Source organism: Tunicatimonas sp., from assembly GCF_049647865.1.
Lineage (GTDB): Bacteria > Bacteroidota > Bacteroidia > Cytophagales > Cyclobacteriaceae > Tunicatimonas.
This window is the reverse complement of the sequence record NZ_JBARYM010000692.1, coordinates 1-14,034: the sequence shown is the minus strand read 5'-3', so window position 1 is coordinate 14,034 and position 14,034 is coordinate 1. Positions and strand designations below refer to the sequence as shown.

General features: G+C 41.1%; 28 protein-coding genes. All 28 read right to left on the bottom strand.

What is annotated here, in order from left to right:
* Positions 1-817 (bottom strand): glutamine-hydrolyzing carbamoyl-phosphate synthase small subunit (gene carA, locus WBA23_RS20325; protein ID WP_424584110.1); only part of this gene is annotated, 817 nt, incomplete at its 3' end.
* 101 nt (positions 818-918) lie between these two features.
* Complete coding sequence (gene rplQ / locus WBA23_RS20320) at positions 919-1,641, bottom strand: 50S ribosomal protein L17 (protein ID WP_424584109.1); 723 nt, start codon at positions 1,639-1,641, stop codon at positions 919-921.
* Between the two features lie 33 nt (positions 1,642-1,674).
* Complete coding sequence (locus WBA23_RS20315) at positions 1,675-2,667, bottom strand: DNA-directed RNA polymerase subunit alpha (protein ID WP_424584108.1); 993 nt, start codon at positions 2,665-2,667, stop codon at positions 1,675-1,677.
* A 36-nt stretch (positions 2,668-2,703) separates the two neighbouring features.
* Positions 2,704-3,315 (bottom strand): 30S ribosomal protein S4, encoded by a 612-nt coding sequence (rpsD, locus tag WBA23_RS20310; protein ID WP_424584107.1) that lies wholly within the window; start codon positions 3,313-3,315, stop codon positions 2,704-2,706.
* A gap of 25 nt (positions 3,316-3,340) precedes the next feature.
* Positions 3,341-3,733, bottom strand: coding sequence for a 30S ribosomal protein S11 (gene rpsK, locus WBA23_RS20305; RefSeq protein WP_424584106.1), 393 nt, complete (start codon positions 3,731-3,733; stop codon positions 3,341-3,343).
* A 42-nt stretch (positions 3,734-3,775) separates the two neighbouring features.
* Positions 3,776-4,153 carry a 30S ribosomal protein S13 gene (gene rpsM / locus WBA23_RS20300; protein WP_424584105.1) on the bottom strand — a complete coding sequence of 126 codons (378 nt, stop codon included), beginning with the start codon at positions 4,151-4,153 and terminating at the stop codon, positions 3,776-3,778.
* Positions 4,154-4,155: 2 nt separating this feature from the next.
* On the bottom strand, positions 4,156-4,272 hold the full coding sequence (ykgO, locus tag WBA23_RS20295) for a type B 50S ribosomal protein L36 (protein WP_424584104.1): 117 nt from the start codon (positions 4,270-4,272) through the stop codon (positions 4,156-4,158).
* 8 nt (positions 4,273-4,280) lie between these two features.
* The gene (gene infA / locus WBA23_RS20290; RefSeq protein ID WP_302206019.1) at positions 4,281-4,499 is read right to left on the bottom strand and encodes a translation initiation factor IF-1; all 219 of its coding nucleotides are present in this window, start codon (positions 4,497-4,499) and stop codon (positions 4,281-4,283) included.
* Positions 4,500-4,505: 6 nt separating this feature from the next.
* On the bottom strand, positions 4,506-5,825 hold the full coding sequence (secY, locus tag WBA23_RS20285) for a preprotein translocase subunit SecY (RefSeq protein ID WP_424584103.1): 1,320 nt from the start codon (positions 5,823-5,825) through the stop codon (positions 4,506-4,508).
* A gap of 6 nt (positions 5,826-5,831) precedes the next feature.
* Complete coding sequence (gene rplO, locus WBA23_RS20280) at positions 5,832-6,278, bottom strand: 50S ribosomal protein L15 (RefSeq protein WP_424584102.1); 447 nt, start codon at positions 6,276-6,278, stop codon at positions 5,832-5,834.
* A gap of 1 nt (position 6,279) precedes the next feature.
* Positions 6,280-6,459 (bottom strand): 50S ribosomal protein L30, encoded by a 180-nt coding sequence (gene rpmD, locus WBA23_RS20275; protein WP_424584112.1) that lies wholly within the window; start codon positions 6,457-6,459, stop codon positions 6,280-6,282.
* 4 nt (positions 6,460-6,463) lie between these two features.
* Positions 6,464-6,979: a 30S ribosomal protein S5 gene (gene rpsE / locus WBA23_RS20270; protein ID WP_424584101.1), complete on the bottom strand. Its 516-nt coding sequence runs from the start codon at positions 6,977-6,979 to the stop codon at positions 6,464-6,466.
* A gap of 3 nt (positions 6,980-6,982) precedes the next feature.
* Positions 6,983-7,336, bottom strand: a complete 354-nt coding sequence (rplR, locus tag WBA23_RS20265) for a 50S ribosomal protein L18 (protein WP_424584100.1) — start codon at positions 7,334-7,336, stop codon at positions 6,983-6,985.
* Positions 7,337-7,345: 9 nt separating this feature from the next.
* Positions 7,346-7,897 (bottom strand): 50S ribosomal protein L6, encoded by a 552-nt coding sequence (gene rplF, locus WBA23_RS20260; protein ID WP_424584099.1) that lies wholly within the window; start codon positions 7,895-7,897, stop codon positions 7,346-7,348.
* A gap of 9 nt (positions 7,898-7,906) precedes the next feature.
* A complete protein-coding gene (rpsH, locus tag WBA23_RS20255) occupies positions 7,907-8,308 on the bottom strand; it encodes a 30S ribosomal protein S8 (RefSeq protein ID WP_424584098.1) in 402 nt (133 codons plus the stop codon).
* An 80-nt stretch (positions 8,309-8,388) separates the two neighbouring features.
* Positions 8,389-8,658: a 30S ribosomal protein S14 gene (gene rpsN / locus WBA23_RS20250; protein WP_424584097.1), complete on the bottom strand. Its 270-nt coding sequence runs from the start codon at positions 8,656-8,658 to the stop codon at positions 8,389-8,391.
* Positions 8,659-8,660: 2 nt separating this feature from the next.
* Positions 8,661-9,233, bottom strand: coding sequence for a 50S ribosomal protein L5 (rplE, locus tag WBA23_RS20245; protein WP_424584096.1), 573 nt, complete (start codon positions 9,231-9,233; stop codon positions 8,661-8,663).
* A gap of 2 nt (positions 9,234-9,235) precedes the next feature.
* Positions 9,236-9,568 (bottom strand): 50S ribosomal protein L24, encoded by a 333-nt coding sequence (gene rplX, locus WBA23_RS20240; protein WP_424584095.1) that lies wholly within the window; start codon positions 9,566-9,568, stop codon positions 9,236-9,238.
* Positions 9,569-9,571: 3 nt separating this feature from the next.
* Entirely contained in the window at positions 9,572-9,940 is a 369-nt protein-coding gene (gene rplN / locus WBA23_RS20235) for a 50S ribosomal protein L14 (protein WP_424584094.1), read from the bottom strand.
* A 2-nt stretch (positions 9,941-9,942) separates the two neighbouring features.
* Positions 9,943-10,206 carry a 30S ribosomal protein S17 gene (gene rpsQ / locus WBA23_RS20230; protein WP_424584093.1) on the bottom strand — a complete coding sequence of 88 codons (264 nt, stop codon included), beginning with the start codon at positions 10,204-10,206 and terminating at the stop codon, positions 9,943-9,945.
* Positions 10,207-10,215: 9 nt separating this feature from the next.
* The gene (rpmC, locus tag WBA23_RS20225; protein ID WP_424584092.1) at positions 10,216-10,413 is read right to left on the bottom strand and encodes a 50S ribosomal protein L29; all 198 of its coding nucleotides are present in this window, start codon (positions 10,411-10,413) and stop codon (positions 10,216-10,218) included.
* A gap of 1 nt (position 10,414) precedes the next feature.
* Positions 10,415-10,837, bottom strand: a complete 423-nt coding sequence (gene rplP, locus WBA23_RS20220) for a 50S ribosomal protein L16 (RefSeq protein ID WP_424584091.1) — start codon at positions 10,835-10,837, stop codon at positions 10,415-10,417.
* Between the two features lie 11 nt (positions 10,838-10,848).
* Positions 10,849-11,583 carry a 30S ribosomal protein S3 gene (rpsC, locus tag WBA23_RS20215; RefSeq protein ID WP_424584090.1) on the bottom strand — a complete coding sequence of 245 codons (735 nt, stop codon included), beginning with the start codon at positions 11,581-11,583 and terminating at the stop codon, positions 10,849-10,851.
* 8 nt (positions 11,584-11,591) lie between these two features.
* The gene (gene rplV, locus WBA23_RS20210; protein ID WP_424584089.1) at positions 11,592-11,963 is read right to left on the bottom strand and encodes a 50S ribosomal protein L22; all 372 of its coding nucleotides are present in this window, start codon (positions 11,961-11,963) and stop codon (positions 11,592-11,594) included.
* A 2-nt stretch (positions 11,964-11,965) separates the two neighbouring features.
* Complete coding sequence (gene rpsS / locus WBA23_RS20205; RefSeq protein WP_424584088.1) at positions 11,966-12,244, bottom strand: 30S ribosomal protein S19; 279 nt, start codon at positions 12,242-12,244, stop codon at positions 11,966-11,968.
* Positions 12,245-13,072 carry a 50S ribosomal protein L2 gene (rplB, locus tag WBA23_RS20200; RefSeq protein ID WP_424584087.1) on the bottom strand — a complete coding sequence of 276 codons (828 nt, stop codon included), beginning with the start codon at positions 13,070-13,072 and terminating at the stop codon, positions 12,245-12,247. It lies immediately after the preceding gene.
* Positions 13,073-13,084: 12 nt separating this feature from the next.
* Entirely contained in the window at positions 13,085-13,372 is a 288-nt protein-coding gene (gene rplW / locus WBA23_RS20195) for a 50S ribosomal protein L23 (protein WP_424584086.1), read from the bottom strand.
* 2 nt (positions 13,373-13,374) lie between these two features.
* Complete coding sequence (rplD, locus tag WBA23_RS20190) at positions 13,375-14,019, bottom strand: 50S ribosomal protein L4 (protein ID WP_424584111.1); 645 nt, start codon at positions 14,017-14,019, stop codon at positions 13,375-13,377.
* Between the last annotated feature and the right edge of the window lie 15 nt (positions 14,020-14,034).

Below are 14,034 nucleotides of genomic sequence, written 5' to 3'. Positions count from 1 at the left end.
TAGCAATACCACTAGCCAATCCTAAAAGCTGATGCCCCAAACATATTCCGAACAAAGGATGATCATTTTCAACAATTTCTTTTACTGTCTCGACCGCATAATCCATGGCACTCGGATCGCCAGGACCATTAGAAATAAAGAAGCCATCTGGGTTCCACTTTATCATCTCAGCGTAGGTAGTACGAGCCGGAAACACTTTACACTGGCATCCTCGCTTCAATAAGTTATTCAAGATTGATGTCTTAATGCCTAGATCCAACACTGCCACCTTTATTGGTGCTTCACTATCACCTAACAAGAAGGTTTCCTGAGTGGAAACTTCACTAGAAAGTTCTAGTCCATCCATAGAAGGAACTTCAGCCAACTTATCTTGCAATGATTCTATGGATAGATCCTCGGAAGAAATAATAGCGTTCATAGCACCTTTAGAGCGAATATGCCGAACTAGCTTCCGCGTGTCAATATTGGTAATGCCTACTACTTGATGTTCTTCCAAATATTTTTGAAGATCGCTATCAGCTTGATTGCGGCTGTATCCATCTGAAAAGGAATTTACTACAATGGCTCGTATTTGCGGATGCTCCGATTCTTCTTCAGAGTCCAGCACTCCGTAGTTACCAATATGGGCAGTGGTGTTAACAATAATTTGACCGTAGTACGACGGATCGGTATAAATTTCTTGATAACCCGTCATACCCGTATTAAAACAAATCTCCCCTCCGCTGATCCCAATTCTACCAATGGCTTCACCTTCAAAATAAGTACCGTCTTCTAAAAGTAATATGGCGGGGCGCTGAGGAATCTCCGAATGCTGCATAGTGTATAAGTTGGTAGCAAGTTTGTAAAATATGAAGTAAAAAAAAAGGGAATCATTCGTTTACCGAATAATTCCCTTTTTATATCTATAAAGCTATCAGATTAACCCTTAGTCTCTTTTTCATCATCGTTTTCAGAAGATGTGTCTTTCGCTTGGGGGTTATCGTCTGAATCTGCTTTCTTTTCCTCTTCTTTGATAGCTTCTACTATCTCGTTTGCTTCACTTTCGGTAGTCTCTTCAACTACTACTTCACCGCTTAATTCCACAACTTCCTCCTGAGTTTCGCTTTCGGCTACAGCGTTTTCTTCCTGTGTTTGAGGCTCTTCAGGTTCAGCTACCGCTTTAGAAGTTGAAGCTGTTTGGGTAGAGGTGTCTTCTGCCTGTGGTGCTGAAGACTTTTTCTTACTACCCCGTCGACTTCGGCGAGTTTTACCTTTTGCTTGTTTTTCTTCTTGCTGGTAAATTTCGTTAAAGTCAACTAACTCAATCATACACATCTCGGCATTATCGCCCAATCGGTTCCCTAACTTAATAATTCGGGTATAACCTCCGGGCCGATCTGCTATTCTCTCCGCTACTTCATCAAACAGAACCCGAGAAGAATCTTTATCTTTTAAGTACGAAAATACTACTCTACGAGAGTGCGTATCATCTACTTTAGATCGGGTTATAATCGGTTCTACGTACTGGCGTAATGCTTTTGCTTTTGCTACAGTAGTCGTCAACCGCTTATGAACAATAAGCGAAGACGCCATATTCGCTAGCATAGATTTCCGATGCGGAGATGTTCTTCCTAAATGATTAAATCGCTTACCGTGTCTCATGACTCTATTTCTTTACCGCACCCAACTGGGTGATTAATCTTCTTCTAACTTATATTTTGATAAATCCATTCCAAACGACAGGTTTTTATCCTGAATAAGCTGCTCTAGCTCAGCCAGCGACTTTTTACCGAAGTTTCGGAACTTCATCATATCTGAAATTTCTAATTGGGCTAAGTCTCCTAATGTTCTCACATCGGCTGCCTTTAAGCAATTATAAGCCCGTACTGAAAGGTCTAAATCGTTTAGTGGCGTTTTCAAAAGCTTACGCATGTGAAGCATCTCTTCATCTACCGCATCAGGCTCACCTTGTTGAGGTGACTCTAGCACCATACTCTGGTCAGAAAATAGCATGAAGTGCTTAATTAGAATATTAGCAGCACCCTTTAGCGCATCCTCAGGATGAATTGACCCATCAGTCTGAATATCAACCAGTAGCTGCTCAAAGTCAGTCTTTTGCTCAACTCGAGTATTTTCTACCTCAAATGTAACATTCTTGATAGGTGAGAAAACTGCATCTAATGGAATATATCCAGCATTTTGCTCGTTCTGACTATTTTCCTCACTAGGAACGTATCCTCTTCCTTTATCTACGTAAAGTTCCACTTCTAAATCTACGGAATCATCTAAATGGGCGATTACGTGTTCAGGATTCAGAATTTCAAACGACGTTGTATGATTCTGAATATCAGCACCGGTAAATGTGTTTTTCCCTTGAAGAGAAATGACAATTTTGTTCTCTACAAAATCTTCGGTTACTTTTTTGAACCGAACCATCTTAAGATTCAGAATTGTTTCTGAAAGGTCTTCTACTACGCCGTCAATAGAAGAAAACTCATGCAATACACCAGGTATCTTAATACCTGTGATAGCATAACCTTCCAAAGAGGAAAGAAGAATTCTTCTTAATGCATTACCTATCGTAACTGCGTACCCTCGCTCTAGTGGTTTAAAAGTAAAAAGGCCGTGAAAATTATCAGCCTTTTCCATCACCACTTTTTCGGGCATTTGAAATGCAAGTATGGACATAATTTGTGGGTAGTGATTATTAATTATTCTATAAAATTATTTAGAGTAAAGCTCAACAATAAGTTGTTCCTGTATATTTTCAGGAATGTCTTCCCGGTCAGGAAGTGAGCTAAAACGGCCGGTCAATTCCTTACCATCCCACTCTAACCATGAATACTGCTTTACTTTAGGACTTTGGGAAGCTACACTTTCGGTAACGGCTAATAGCGACTTGGATTTTTCTCGCACCCCTACCAAATCACCAGGTTTAAGGTGGTAGGAGGGGACGTTCACTACATTTCCATTTACGACAATGTGTTTATGGGAAACCAATTGACGAGCACCTCTCCGAGTAGGCGCGATACCTAAGCGATATACCACATTATCTAACCGAGCTTCCAGTAGCTGTAACAAAACCTCACCGGTAATACCTTTACTGCGACTAGCTTTCTCGAACAAGTTAGCGAACTGACGCTCAAGCACACCATAAGTGTACTTAGCTTTTTGCTTAGCCATTAGTTGCATAGCATATTCAGACTGCTTTCGGCGTCTGCTCCGCCCATGTTGACCAGGGGGATAGCTCTTCTTCTGTAAAGCTTTGCTCGGCCCGAAGATGGGGTCATTAAATTTACGAGCAATTTTTGTTTTAGGTCCTGTATAACGAGCCATATAAACGAATGATCTTTATAGTAAATTAAACTCTACGTCGCTTAGGGGGACGACATCCATTATGAGGAAGAGGGGTCACATCTTGAATCATAGTTACCTCCAACCCAGTATTTTGAAGAGTACGGATAGCCGATTCTCTTCCTGAACCAGGCCCCTTTACATACACTTCTACTTTTCTCATACCTTGGTCATAAGCGACCTGACCGCAGTTAGAAGCGGCCATTTGCGCAGCGTAGGGAGTATTCTTTTTAGAACCTCTAAATCCCATTTTACCCGCTGATGACCAAGAGATAACCTGCCCCGCCATATTGGTAATTGATATAATGATATTGTTAAAAGAAGCTTTAATATGAGCTTGTCCTACGGTATCAACCGCAACAACTCTTTTTTTGCCTTTATCTTTTCTTTTTTGTGCCATAGTAGAACAGTGGCGACACAATATCTTGTGTCGTTACATAAATTATTTAGTAGCTTTCTTTTTATTAGCAACTGTCTTTCGCTTTCCTTTACGAGTTCGGGAATTATTTTTAGTATGCTGCCCTCGCAATGGTAAACCTTTACGGTGACGCAAACCTCGGTAGCAACCAATGTCCATCAAACGCTTGATGTTCAATTGCACTTCAGACTTAAGAACTCCTTCTACTTTGTGATTTTCAGAAATGATTTGACGAATCTGATTCGATTCTTCATCATCCCACTCACCCACTTTTTTATCAGGATCTACGCCTGCTTTTCCTAGTATGCTAAGGGAAGCACTTCGGCCAATTCCGAAAATATATGTCAACCCAATTTCACCTCGCTTGTGGTCAGGAATATCAACTCCAGCAATTCTAGCCATAATTAACCTTGTCTTTGTTTGAACCGAGGGTTCCTTTTGTTAATAATATAAAGCTTTCCTTTACGGCGAACGATTTTGCAATCAACGCTTCGTTTTTTGATGGACGCTTTTACTTTCATAATTTCTTTTATTTGTAGCGATAAACAATTCTTCCTTTAGTAAGATCGTAAGGTGACATTTCTAACTTCACCCGATCACCCGGTAGAATTTTAATATAATTCATTCTCATCTTACCCGAAATATGGGCAATCACTTCATGTCCGTTCTCTAATTCTACTCGAAACATTGCGTTAGAGAGTGCCTCAACAATGGTTCCGTCTTGCTCTATTGATGCTTGTTTTGCCATAAGTTACTAAGCTACTGCCGCATTTTGCGATCGCCCCTTCACTCTACCAGATTTCATCAATCCTTCGTAGTGACGCATTAATAAGTAGCTTTCTATTTGTTGTAATGTATCTAGTATTACTCCTACCATAATTAATAAAGAGGTTCCACCATAAAAATAGGAGAAATCAGTAGTTACTCCCGCTACCATAGCAATTGCTGGCATAATAGCAATAATCGATAGGAATACTGAACCAGGTAGAGTGATTCGAGATAATATAGTGTCTAAAAAATCTGCTGTAGGCTTACCAGGTTTTACTCCAGGTACAAATCCACCATTTCGCTTCAAGTCATCAGAAATTTGGGTAGAATTAATCGTAATGGCCGTATAGAAAAAGGTAAATAAGATAATTAATATACCAAAAACCAAGTTGTACTGCCAAGAGGAAATATCCGCGAATGTTCGCCCAATTGTGGCGGCAATATCACTTTGATCAGCCCATATTCCAGCTAGTAGGCCAGGTAAAAACATTAGTGACTGAGCAAAGATAATAGGCATTACTCCGGAAGCATTTACTCGCAAAGGAATATACTGCCGTTGCCCACCATATACCTTATTTCCAACTACCTGCTTTGCGTATTGAACCGGAACTCGTCGGATTGCCTGCGTAAGTATAACTGATGCCATTACTACAAAGAACAGTGCTACAATTTCTAACACAAATAGCAATGCACCACTCATTCCTTTTGCTAATGCTTCTGCAACGATAGCCCCTGGAAAGCGAGAAATAATACCGATCATGATCAGCATAGAAATACCGTTACCGATTCCCTTATCCGTAATTTTTTCTCCTAGCCACATACAAAAGATTGTACCCGCAGATAACAAAATCATCGCGGTAATAGTGAACAGGGTTTGATCAATCATAATCGCTTCATCAGGTACCGCATACGCTAAGTATCCTACTGATTGACCTAATGTAATGAGAATGGTGAGAACTCGAGTGATTTGGTTCATCTTCTTCCGCCCCGAATCACCCTCTTTCTGCATCTTCTGGAAGTAAGGCACTGCCACAGTCAATAGTTGGATAACAATTGATGCTGAGATATACGGCATGATGCCTAACCCAAAAATTGAAGCACGACTGAATGCACCACCTAAAAATGTGTTCAGAAGTCCAAAAATACCACTATCAGCGCCTTGTTCCAGTAGATTGGGATCTACCCCAGGCAGAACAACAAAGGAGCCAAGGCGAAATATAATGAGAAAACCAACCGTACTTAATATACGATTACGTAGCTCCTCAATAGAAAATATATTCTTAATAGTGGTAATGAACTTCTTCATGTACGCTTACAGTTTGATCGTTTCTCCACCTGCTTTTTCAATAGCCTCTTGAGCTGACTTTGAAAAAGCGTGGGCTTCTACTTTCACTGACGCTGAAATTTCTCCGTTGCCTAGTATTTTAATCAGATCTTTTTTTCCAACTAACCCTACTGACACAAAATCTTGAAAAGATAGTTCAGACTTGCCTACTTTATCAGCAACACCCTGTAATTGTTCTACATTAACTACATGGTAAGCTACTCGATTGGGTGGTCTGAATCCAAACTTAGGCACCCGGCGTTGTAAAGGCATTTGTCCACCTTCGAAGCCAGCCTTGATTTTATAGCCAGAGCGAGATTTCGCGCCCTTGTGCCCTCGTCCGGCGGTACCTCCCCAGCCGGAACCAGCTCCCCTTCCAAGTCGTTTTTTATTCTTAACCGAACCCTCAGCAGGTTTTAAATTACTAAGATCCATATTAAACTTTTTTTACAGTTACAAGATGATCTACTTTTCTAACCATTCCCTCTATCTGAGGACTCGCTTCAACTTCTACTGTTCTATGTAGCTTGCCTAAACCTAAAGCTTGCAGTGTCAATTTTTGACGCTTGGGTTTATTAATTGCGCTACGAACTTGGGTAATCTGAATCTTAGCCATCATTCTAGCCGTTAAATACTTTTTCTAGTTCAATTCCTCGTTGTTCTGCTACCGCATAAGCATCTCGCATAGTAGCTAATGCATCAAAAGTGGCTTTAACCACATTATGAGGGTTAGAAGACCCCTTGGATTTTGCCAGAACATCATGCACTCCAGCACTTTCCAGTACAGCTCGCATAGCTCCCCCAGCAATTACTCCTGTTCCGGGCGAAGCAGGCTTTAGCAGCACAAACCCACCACCGTACTTGCCGATATTCTCGTGAGGAATTGTACCCTTTAATACTGGAACTTTCAGCAAATTCTTTTTCGCATCATCTACCCCCTTCGTAATGGCATCGGTTACCTCATTGGCTTTACCCAAACCATACCCAACAATTCCATCGCCGTTACCTACGACTACGATAGCAGAAAAGCTGAACCTCCGTCCACCTTTTACTACTTTAGCAACTCGCTTAATAGCAACAACTTTTTCTTTTAAATCTAATTCGCTGGCCTTAACTGACCGTACATTCTGTGCCATTCGTTAAAATTTTAGGCCACCCTCACGAGCACCTTCTGCTAATGCTTTAACTTTACCGTGGTAAATATATCCGTTTCTGTCAAATACTACCGATTCTAGCCCATTAGCTACTGCTTTTTCAGCTAATTTCTTTCCAACGTTGTTTGATACTTCAACAGAAGGGTTATTAAAACTACCTAATTCTGTTGATGACGCGCTGGTCAATGTCTTACCTTCGCTGTCATCAATGATTTGAGCGTAAATATTTTTATTACTCTTGTAAACTGACAACCGAGGCCGCTCACTAGTTCCCTGTATCTTGCGCCGGATGCTTTTCTTAATTCGGCTCCGACGATTACTATTCTTACGAACTGGCATAATACTCTATTATTTAGCCGCAGTCTTACCTGCTTTTCTTCTAACAATTTCGCCTACAAATCGGATACCTTTTCCTTTATAAGGTTCAACCGGACGTAGAGACTTAATTTTGGCCGCCACTTGTCCAATAAGCTGCTTATCATACCCTTCAAGAGTCACTATAGGATTCTTTCCTTTAGCAGTTTCAGCGTTGATGCTTATTCCTTCAGGTATCTGCAAAAATATATTATGAGAATAACCCAAGTTAAGCTCTAAGATATCTCCTTGAACATTGGCACGATAACCAACCCCAACCAGTTCAAGTTCCTTTTTAAATCCCTGACTCACTCCTTCCACCATATTAGCCACTAATGAGCGGTATAAACCGTGAAGGGCTTTATGTCTTTTCTGCTCGGTAGGTCGTGATAGTACAAACTCGCCATCCTCGATCTTCACATCAAAATCATTATCTACTTTCTGAGATAATTCTCCTTTGGGACCTTTTACTCTTACCCAACTGTTTTCCCGGCTTATAGAAACTCCTTCGGGAATATTTACTGGTTGATTTCCTATACGAGACATATTGTATTATTAATATACGTAGCAAATAACTTCTCCACCTACGTTCTGCTGACGAGCTTCTTTATCAGAAATTACTCCCTTAGAAGTAGAAAGAATGGCAATCCCCAATCCGTTTAACACTCGAGGCAACTCATCAGCCTTAGCGTACTTTCGTAAACCAGGCTTGCTTACTCTTTCCAAATGAGTAATCGCAGGAGATTTTTTTATTGGATTATATTTAAGAGCAATCTTAATTATCCCCTGATAGTTTACACCTTCTTCAAACTTATAATTTTGAATATATCCCTTACTATGTAAAACCTGGGTAATTTCTTTCTTCAGGTTAGAAGCAGGTATTTCAACAACCCGGTGGTTTGCTTTAATGGCATTCCTAAGGCGGGTTAAGTAGTCAGCTATTGGATCTGTTATCATACTGTATTTCTTTACCGCTTTGAAAAACGGATTGCAAAGGTAAGGTTTTCTTTACTTTGCAAAAAATATATTGCTATTATTTACCAGCTTGCTTTAGTAATACCCGGAATCTTTCCATTAGAGGCTAATTCACGGAATGTAACCCGCGAAATTCCGAACTTTCGCATATATCCCTTAGGACGCCCCGTTAGTTTACAGCGGTTGTGTAACCGAACTGGCGAAGCATTTCTAGGTAACTTATCTAAAGCTTCGTAGTCGCCTTGTGCTTTTAACTCAGCTCTCTTATCAGCGTATTTTTCTACTAAGCGTTGACGTTTTCTTTCTCGAGCGATAACTGATTTTCTTGCCATAATTATGATGCGTTTCGGTTTGCAAAAGGCATTCCGAATGCTTTCAGTAGCTCGTAAGCTTCTTCATCGGTTTGTGCCGTAGTAACAAACGTAATATCCATTCCAGAAATTCGATTTACTTTATCAATACTAATCTCTGGAAATATAATTTGTTCTTTTACTCCTAATGTATAATTACCTCGTCCGTCGAATCCTTTATCATTAATGCCACGAAAATCGCGTACTCGAGGTAAAGCTACTGACATAAGACGATCTAAGAATTCGTACATGCGGTTACCTCGCAATGTTACCTTCGCCCCAATTGGCATGAATTCGCGCAACTTGAAGTTAGATACTGACTTTTTAGCAATAGTTGGGACTGCTTTTTGACCAGTAATTAATGTTAGCTCTTCTACTCCCACATCTACCAACTTCTTATCAGCTACCGCATCTCCAATTCCTTTATTAACAGCGATTTTAGTCAAGCGGGGCACTTGCATTACTGAAGAATACTCGAACCGCTCCTTTAGCTGAGGAGTGATTTCCTCTTGAAATTTTTGCTTTAAGCGCGGAATATATATTTCGGTAGTTGCCATAATTAAATTAACTCTCCAGTTGCTTTACTGTATCGCTGAATCTTTCCTTTATCATTTTTCTTTCTGCCCACTTTAGTAGGTTCTCCCGTTGCAGGATTAATCAGCATAACGTTACTAATGTGTATAGGAGCTTCTTGTTGGTTACGTCCTCCCTCGGGATTTTGAGCAGAAGGCTTCACATGTTTAGTAACTACGTTAACCTCTTCAACCAACAATTTATCCTTAGCAACAAGCACCGATGTTACTTTTCCGGTCTTGCCTTTATCATTACCCGAAACTACTTTTACAGTATCTCCGGATTTAATTTTAAATTTCTTTTTCTTAAGCTTAGCCATAGTTTATAGTACTTCAGGAGCTAGTGAAACGATTTTCATAAATTGCTTCTCCCGCAATTCACGGGCTACTGGTCCGAATATTCGGGTGCCACGTGGTTCATCATTAGGATTCAACAGCACTGCAGCATTCTCTTCAAACCGAATATAAGAGCCATCCTTTCGGCGCACTTCTTTTTTGGTACGAACAATTACTGCTTTAGAAACTGTGCCTTTCTTTAAGCTGCTAGAGGAAATAGCCGACTTGACAGTGACTACAATCTTATCACCAACTGAAGCATAGCGACGTTTAGTTCCACCTAGCACACGGATACAAAGCACCTCTTTTGCTCCGCTATTATCGGCTACGTTTAGTCTGGATTCTTGCTGTATCATAATTACTTAGCTCTTTCAATAATTTCTACTAACCGCCATCGTTTATTTTTACTCAACGGGCGGGTTTCCATAATACGAACGGTATCACCAATACCACAGTCGTTATTTTCATCGTGGGCTAAAAACTTGGTAGTTTTCCGTACAAACTTGCCGTAGGTTGGGTGCTTTACCTTCCTTTCAACAGAAATGGTAATTGATTTCTCCATCTTGTTACTGAGAACTTGCCCAATTCGTTCTTTGCGTAAATTACGTTCTTGCTGCTCCATGATCTCTTCTTAATTATTAGCTAGTTCTTGCGCCCGCAGTGCCGTTTTAATACGAGCAATTGTTTTGCGGGAAGTTCTAATCTTCGTCGGATTCTCAATCGGCGAAATAGCGTGAGCGAAGCGGAGTCTGGTTAAGTTATCCTGCTCAGACTTTAATGTCTCCATCAGTTCGTCCGTAGACATGGACTTGATTTCTTCATTTTTCATATTACTTTCCTACGTAATCTTTACGAACAACAAATTTGGTGCTTACCGGAAGTTTTTGAGCGGCTAACCGTAGTGCTTCCTTAGCTACTTCAGAGGGCACCCCCGATACCTCAAACATAATCCGGCCTGGCTTCACGGTAGCTACCCAATATTCGGGTGCACCCTTTCCTTTACCCATCCGCACTTCAGCCGGCTTTTTTGTCACAGGTTTATCAGGAAAGATCCGAATCCATACTTGACCTTCCCGCTTCATATAGCGAGTCATGGCAATACGTGCAGATTCAATCTGCCGACTAGTGATCCAGGCAGGCTCAAGGGTCTTTAATCCGAAGCTACCAAAAGCAACGGTATGTCCTCGCTGAGCTAGTCCTTTAACTCGGCCTTTCTGCTTTTTTCTAAATTTTGTTCTTTTCGGCTGTAACATAGCTGATTATCTTATCGATTTCTTCTTCGGCCTCTTCCACCTTCTCTACGACGATCTCCACGTCCTCCACTACTACCAGTGTTTCCACTTTGGTTACCTACATTAGGAGACAAATCGCGTTTCCCAAATACCTCACCCCGGAAAACCCAGACCTTAATACCTATTTTTCCATAAATTGTATTGGCTTCAGAAATTGCATAGTCAATATCGGCTCGCAATGTATGAAGTGGAATACGCCCTTCTTTATATTGTTCCGTTCGCGCCATTTCAGCACCACCTAATCGGCCAGAAACTTTAATCTTAATTCCTTCTGCCCCTACTCGCAATGCAGAAGCTATCGCTTGCTTCATAGCTCGGCGGTACGATATTCTCGCTTGAAGTTGCTGAGCAATAGAATCACCAATAAGCTGGGCATCCAACTCAGGCCGCTTTATTTCGTAAATATTGATCTGAATATCTTTTCCAGTAAGTTTCTTTAATTCTTCCTTAAGCTTATCAACTTCTTGCCCACCCTTACCAATGACAACTCCTGGACGAGCCGTATGAATAGTTAATGTAATGCGTTTAAGTGTGCGCTCAATAATTATTTTAGAAACTCCCCCTCGAGATAAGCGAGCGTCAATATATTTACGTATCTCGTGGTCTTCTACCAGCTTATCGGAAAAGTCTTTCCCACCGTACCAGTTAGAATCCCAGCCTTTAATAATTCCTAGTCGCAGTGCGATTGGGTTAACCTTTTGTCCCATAATAAAATCTAATCTTCAGATTGAGTTTCTTGTTCAACAGCGTTACTATCAATGATTAGCGTAACATGATTAGAACGCTTACGGATACGATGCGCTCTCCCTTGGGGAGCCGGACGTAAACGCTTCAGTATGCGAGCACCATCTACCCGAACTTCCTTTATGTATAAATTAGCTTCATCTGACCGCTCGTCTTCATTCAGCTCTTGCCAATTGGCGATGGCTGAAACCAACAACTTCTCAAACTTAGCTGCTCCGCTTTTAGATTCAAATTTGAGAACATTGAGAGCCTCATATACATTTCTACCGCGAATCATATCAGCTACTAAACGCATTTTGCGGGCCGATGTAGGTTCATTACGTAATTTTGCTACCGCTTCCATAATTATCGTCTGCCTTTATCTTTTTTATTAATATGCCCACGAAAATTGCGCGTTGGAGCAAACTCACCTAGCTTATGGCCCACCATATTCTCGGTGATATATACCGGAATAAATTTATTTCCATTATGTACCGCAAAGGTTTGACCTACAAAATCAGGGGAGACCATTGAACGGCGAGACCAAGTCTTAATTACTGACTTCTTATTGGACTGACTCATAGCTTCTACCTTCTTTTCAAGGCGAAAATCTATGTAAGGTCCTTTTTTTAGTGAACGTGCCATTTATTTCTTTTTCTTTCTACTAACAATTAGACGATTCGAGTACTTCTTAGGTCGGCGAGTTTTGTACCCTTTAGCAATCACACCATTTCGCGAACGAGGGTGTCCTCCTGAAGCTCTTCCTTCACCACCTCCCATTGGGTGATCAACTGGGTTCATGGCAACTCCTCGAGTTCTAGGCCGACGACCTAACCAACGTCTTCGTCCCGCTTTACCATGAGTTACGTTCATATGGTCAGTATTAGATACTGAACCAACCGTAGCCATGCAAGTAGAAAGAATCATTCTCATCTCACCTGAAGGCAATTTAACGGTTACGTACTTACCTTCGCGAGCTAATAGTTGAGCGTATGCTCCAGCCCCTCGAGCCATCTGACCGCCTTTACCAGGAGTCAGCTCAATATTATGTACGACTGTACCCAGTGGGATAGCCGATAAAGGAAGACAGTTCCCTACTTCTGGGGCCGCTGAAGAGCCTGATACAACCTGTTGTCCAACTTTCAGCCCTGAAGGTGCGATTATGTAAGTTTTTTCTCCGTCCTCATACTCAATTAGCGAAATGAACGCTGAGCGGTTCGGATCGTACTCAATAGTTTTTACTGTAGCAGGAACATCCACCTTTTGCCGCTTGAAATCAATCAGACGCAATTTTCGCTTATGCCCACCACCTATATTTCGGGTGGTCATTCGCCCTTGATTGTTTCGGCCACCTGACCTTTTTAAGGTTACTACCAAAGACCTTTCGGGCTTATTAGTGGTAATTTCAGAAAAGTCTGGAGCTATTCTATGTCGCTGTCCTGGAGTTATCGGCCTAAGTTTTTTAACTGCCATATTACCTCACAATTAAACGTTACTGTAAAAATCAATAATATCCCCATCAGCTACTTTTATAATAGCTTTTTTAAAGTTGGGGGATTTTCCGGATATAACTCCAGACTTAGTGTATCTGCTTTTGGCTTTTCCTTGATAGTTCATTGTCCAGACCCTATCTACCGTTACGCCATACATCTTTTCAACTGCGTCCCGAATCTGTAGTTTATTAGCTCGCCGATCTACAACGAAACCATACTTTCCTTGTTCGTTCTGCTCCGATATTTTCTCGGTTACTAAAGGCTTCTTGAGAATATTCATATCTAATTATCGTTGGCCTTTTTATCATACATCTCTTTCAACACTTTTACCGCCTCTTCACTCATTATCAGGTAGCTTGCATCTAAAATCTCGTAAGTATTTAACTGGCTAGCAGTAACTACTTTAACATTGGGTAAGTTTCGAGCCGATAGCGTGATGTTCCTATTCGGACTGTCTAGCACCATTAAAGACTTTCCATCTTGAAGTGAAAGTGTAGAGAGCAACCCTAAGTAATTTTTAGTCTTAGGTGCCTCAAAGTTAAATGCTTCTAGAATCGTAATTTGATTGTCTTTTGCTTTATAAGCGAGTGCTGACTTACGAGCTAATTGCTTCACTTTTTTATTTAGCTTAAAGCTGTAGTCACGTGGTCGGGGTCCAAAAACTCGCCCTCCTCCTCGAAAGATGGGCGACTTGATGCTACCTGCCCGCGCAGTACCAGTTCCTTTCTGACGCTTTATTTTACGCGTAGACCCAGAAATTTCTGCTCGTTCCTTTGCTTTGTGAGTACCTTGACGCTGATTAGCCATATACTGCTTTACATCCAGATAGATGGCATGATCATTAGGCTCTACGCCGAAGATGCTATCTTCTAGAGTTACCGAGCGTCCGGTATCTTCTCCTTGAATATTTTTTACGGCAATTTCCATATTGGAATTACTTCT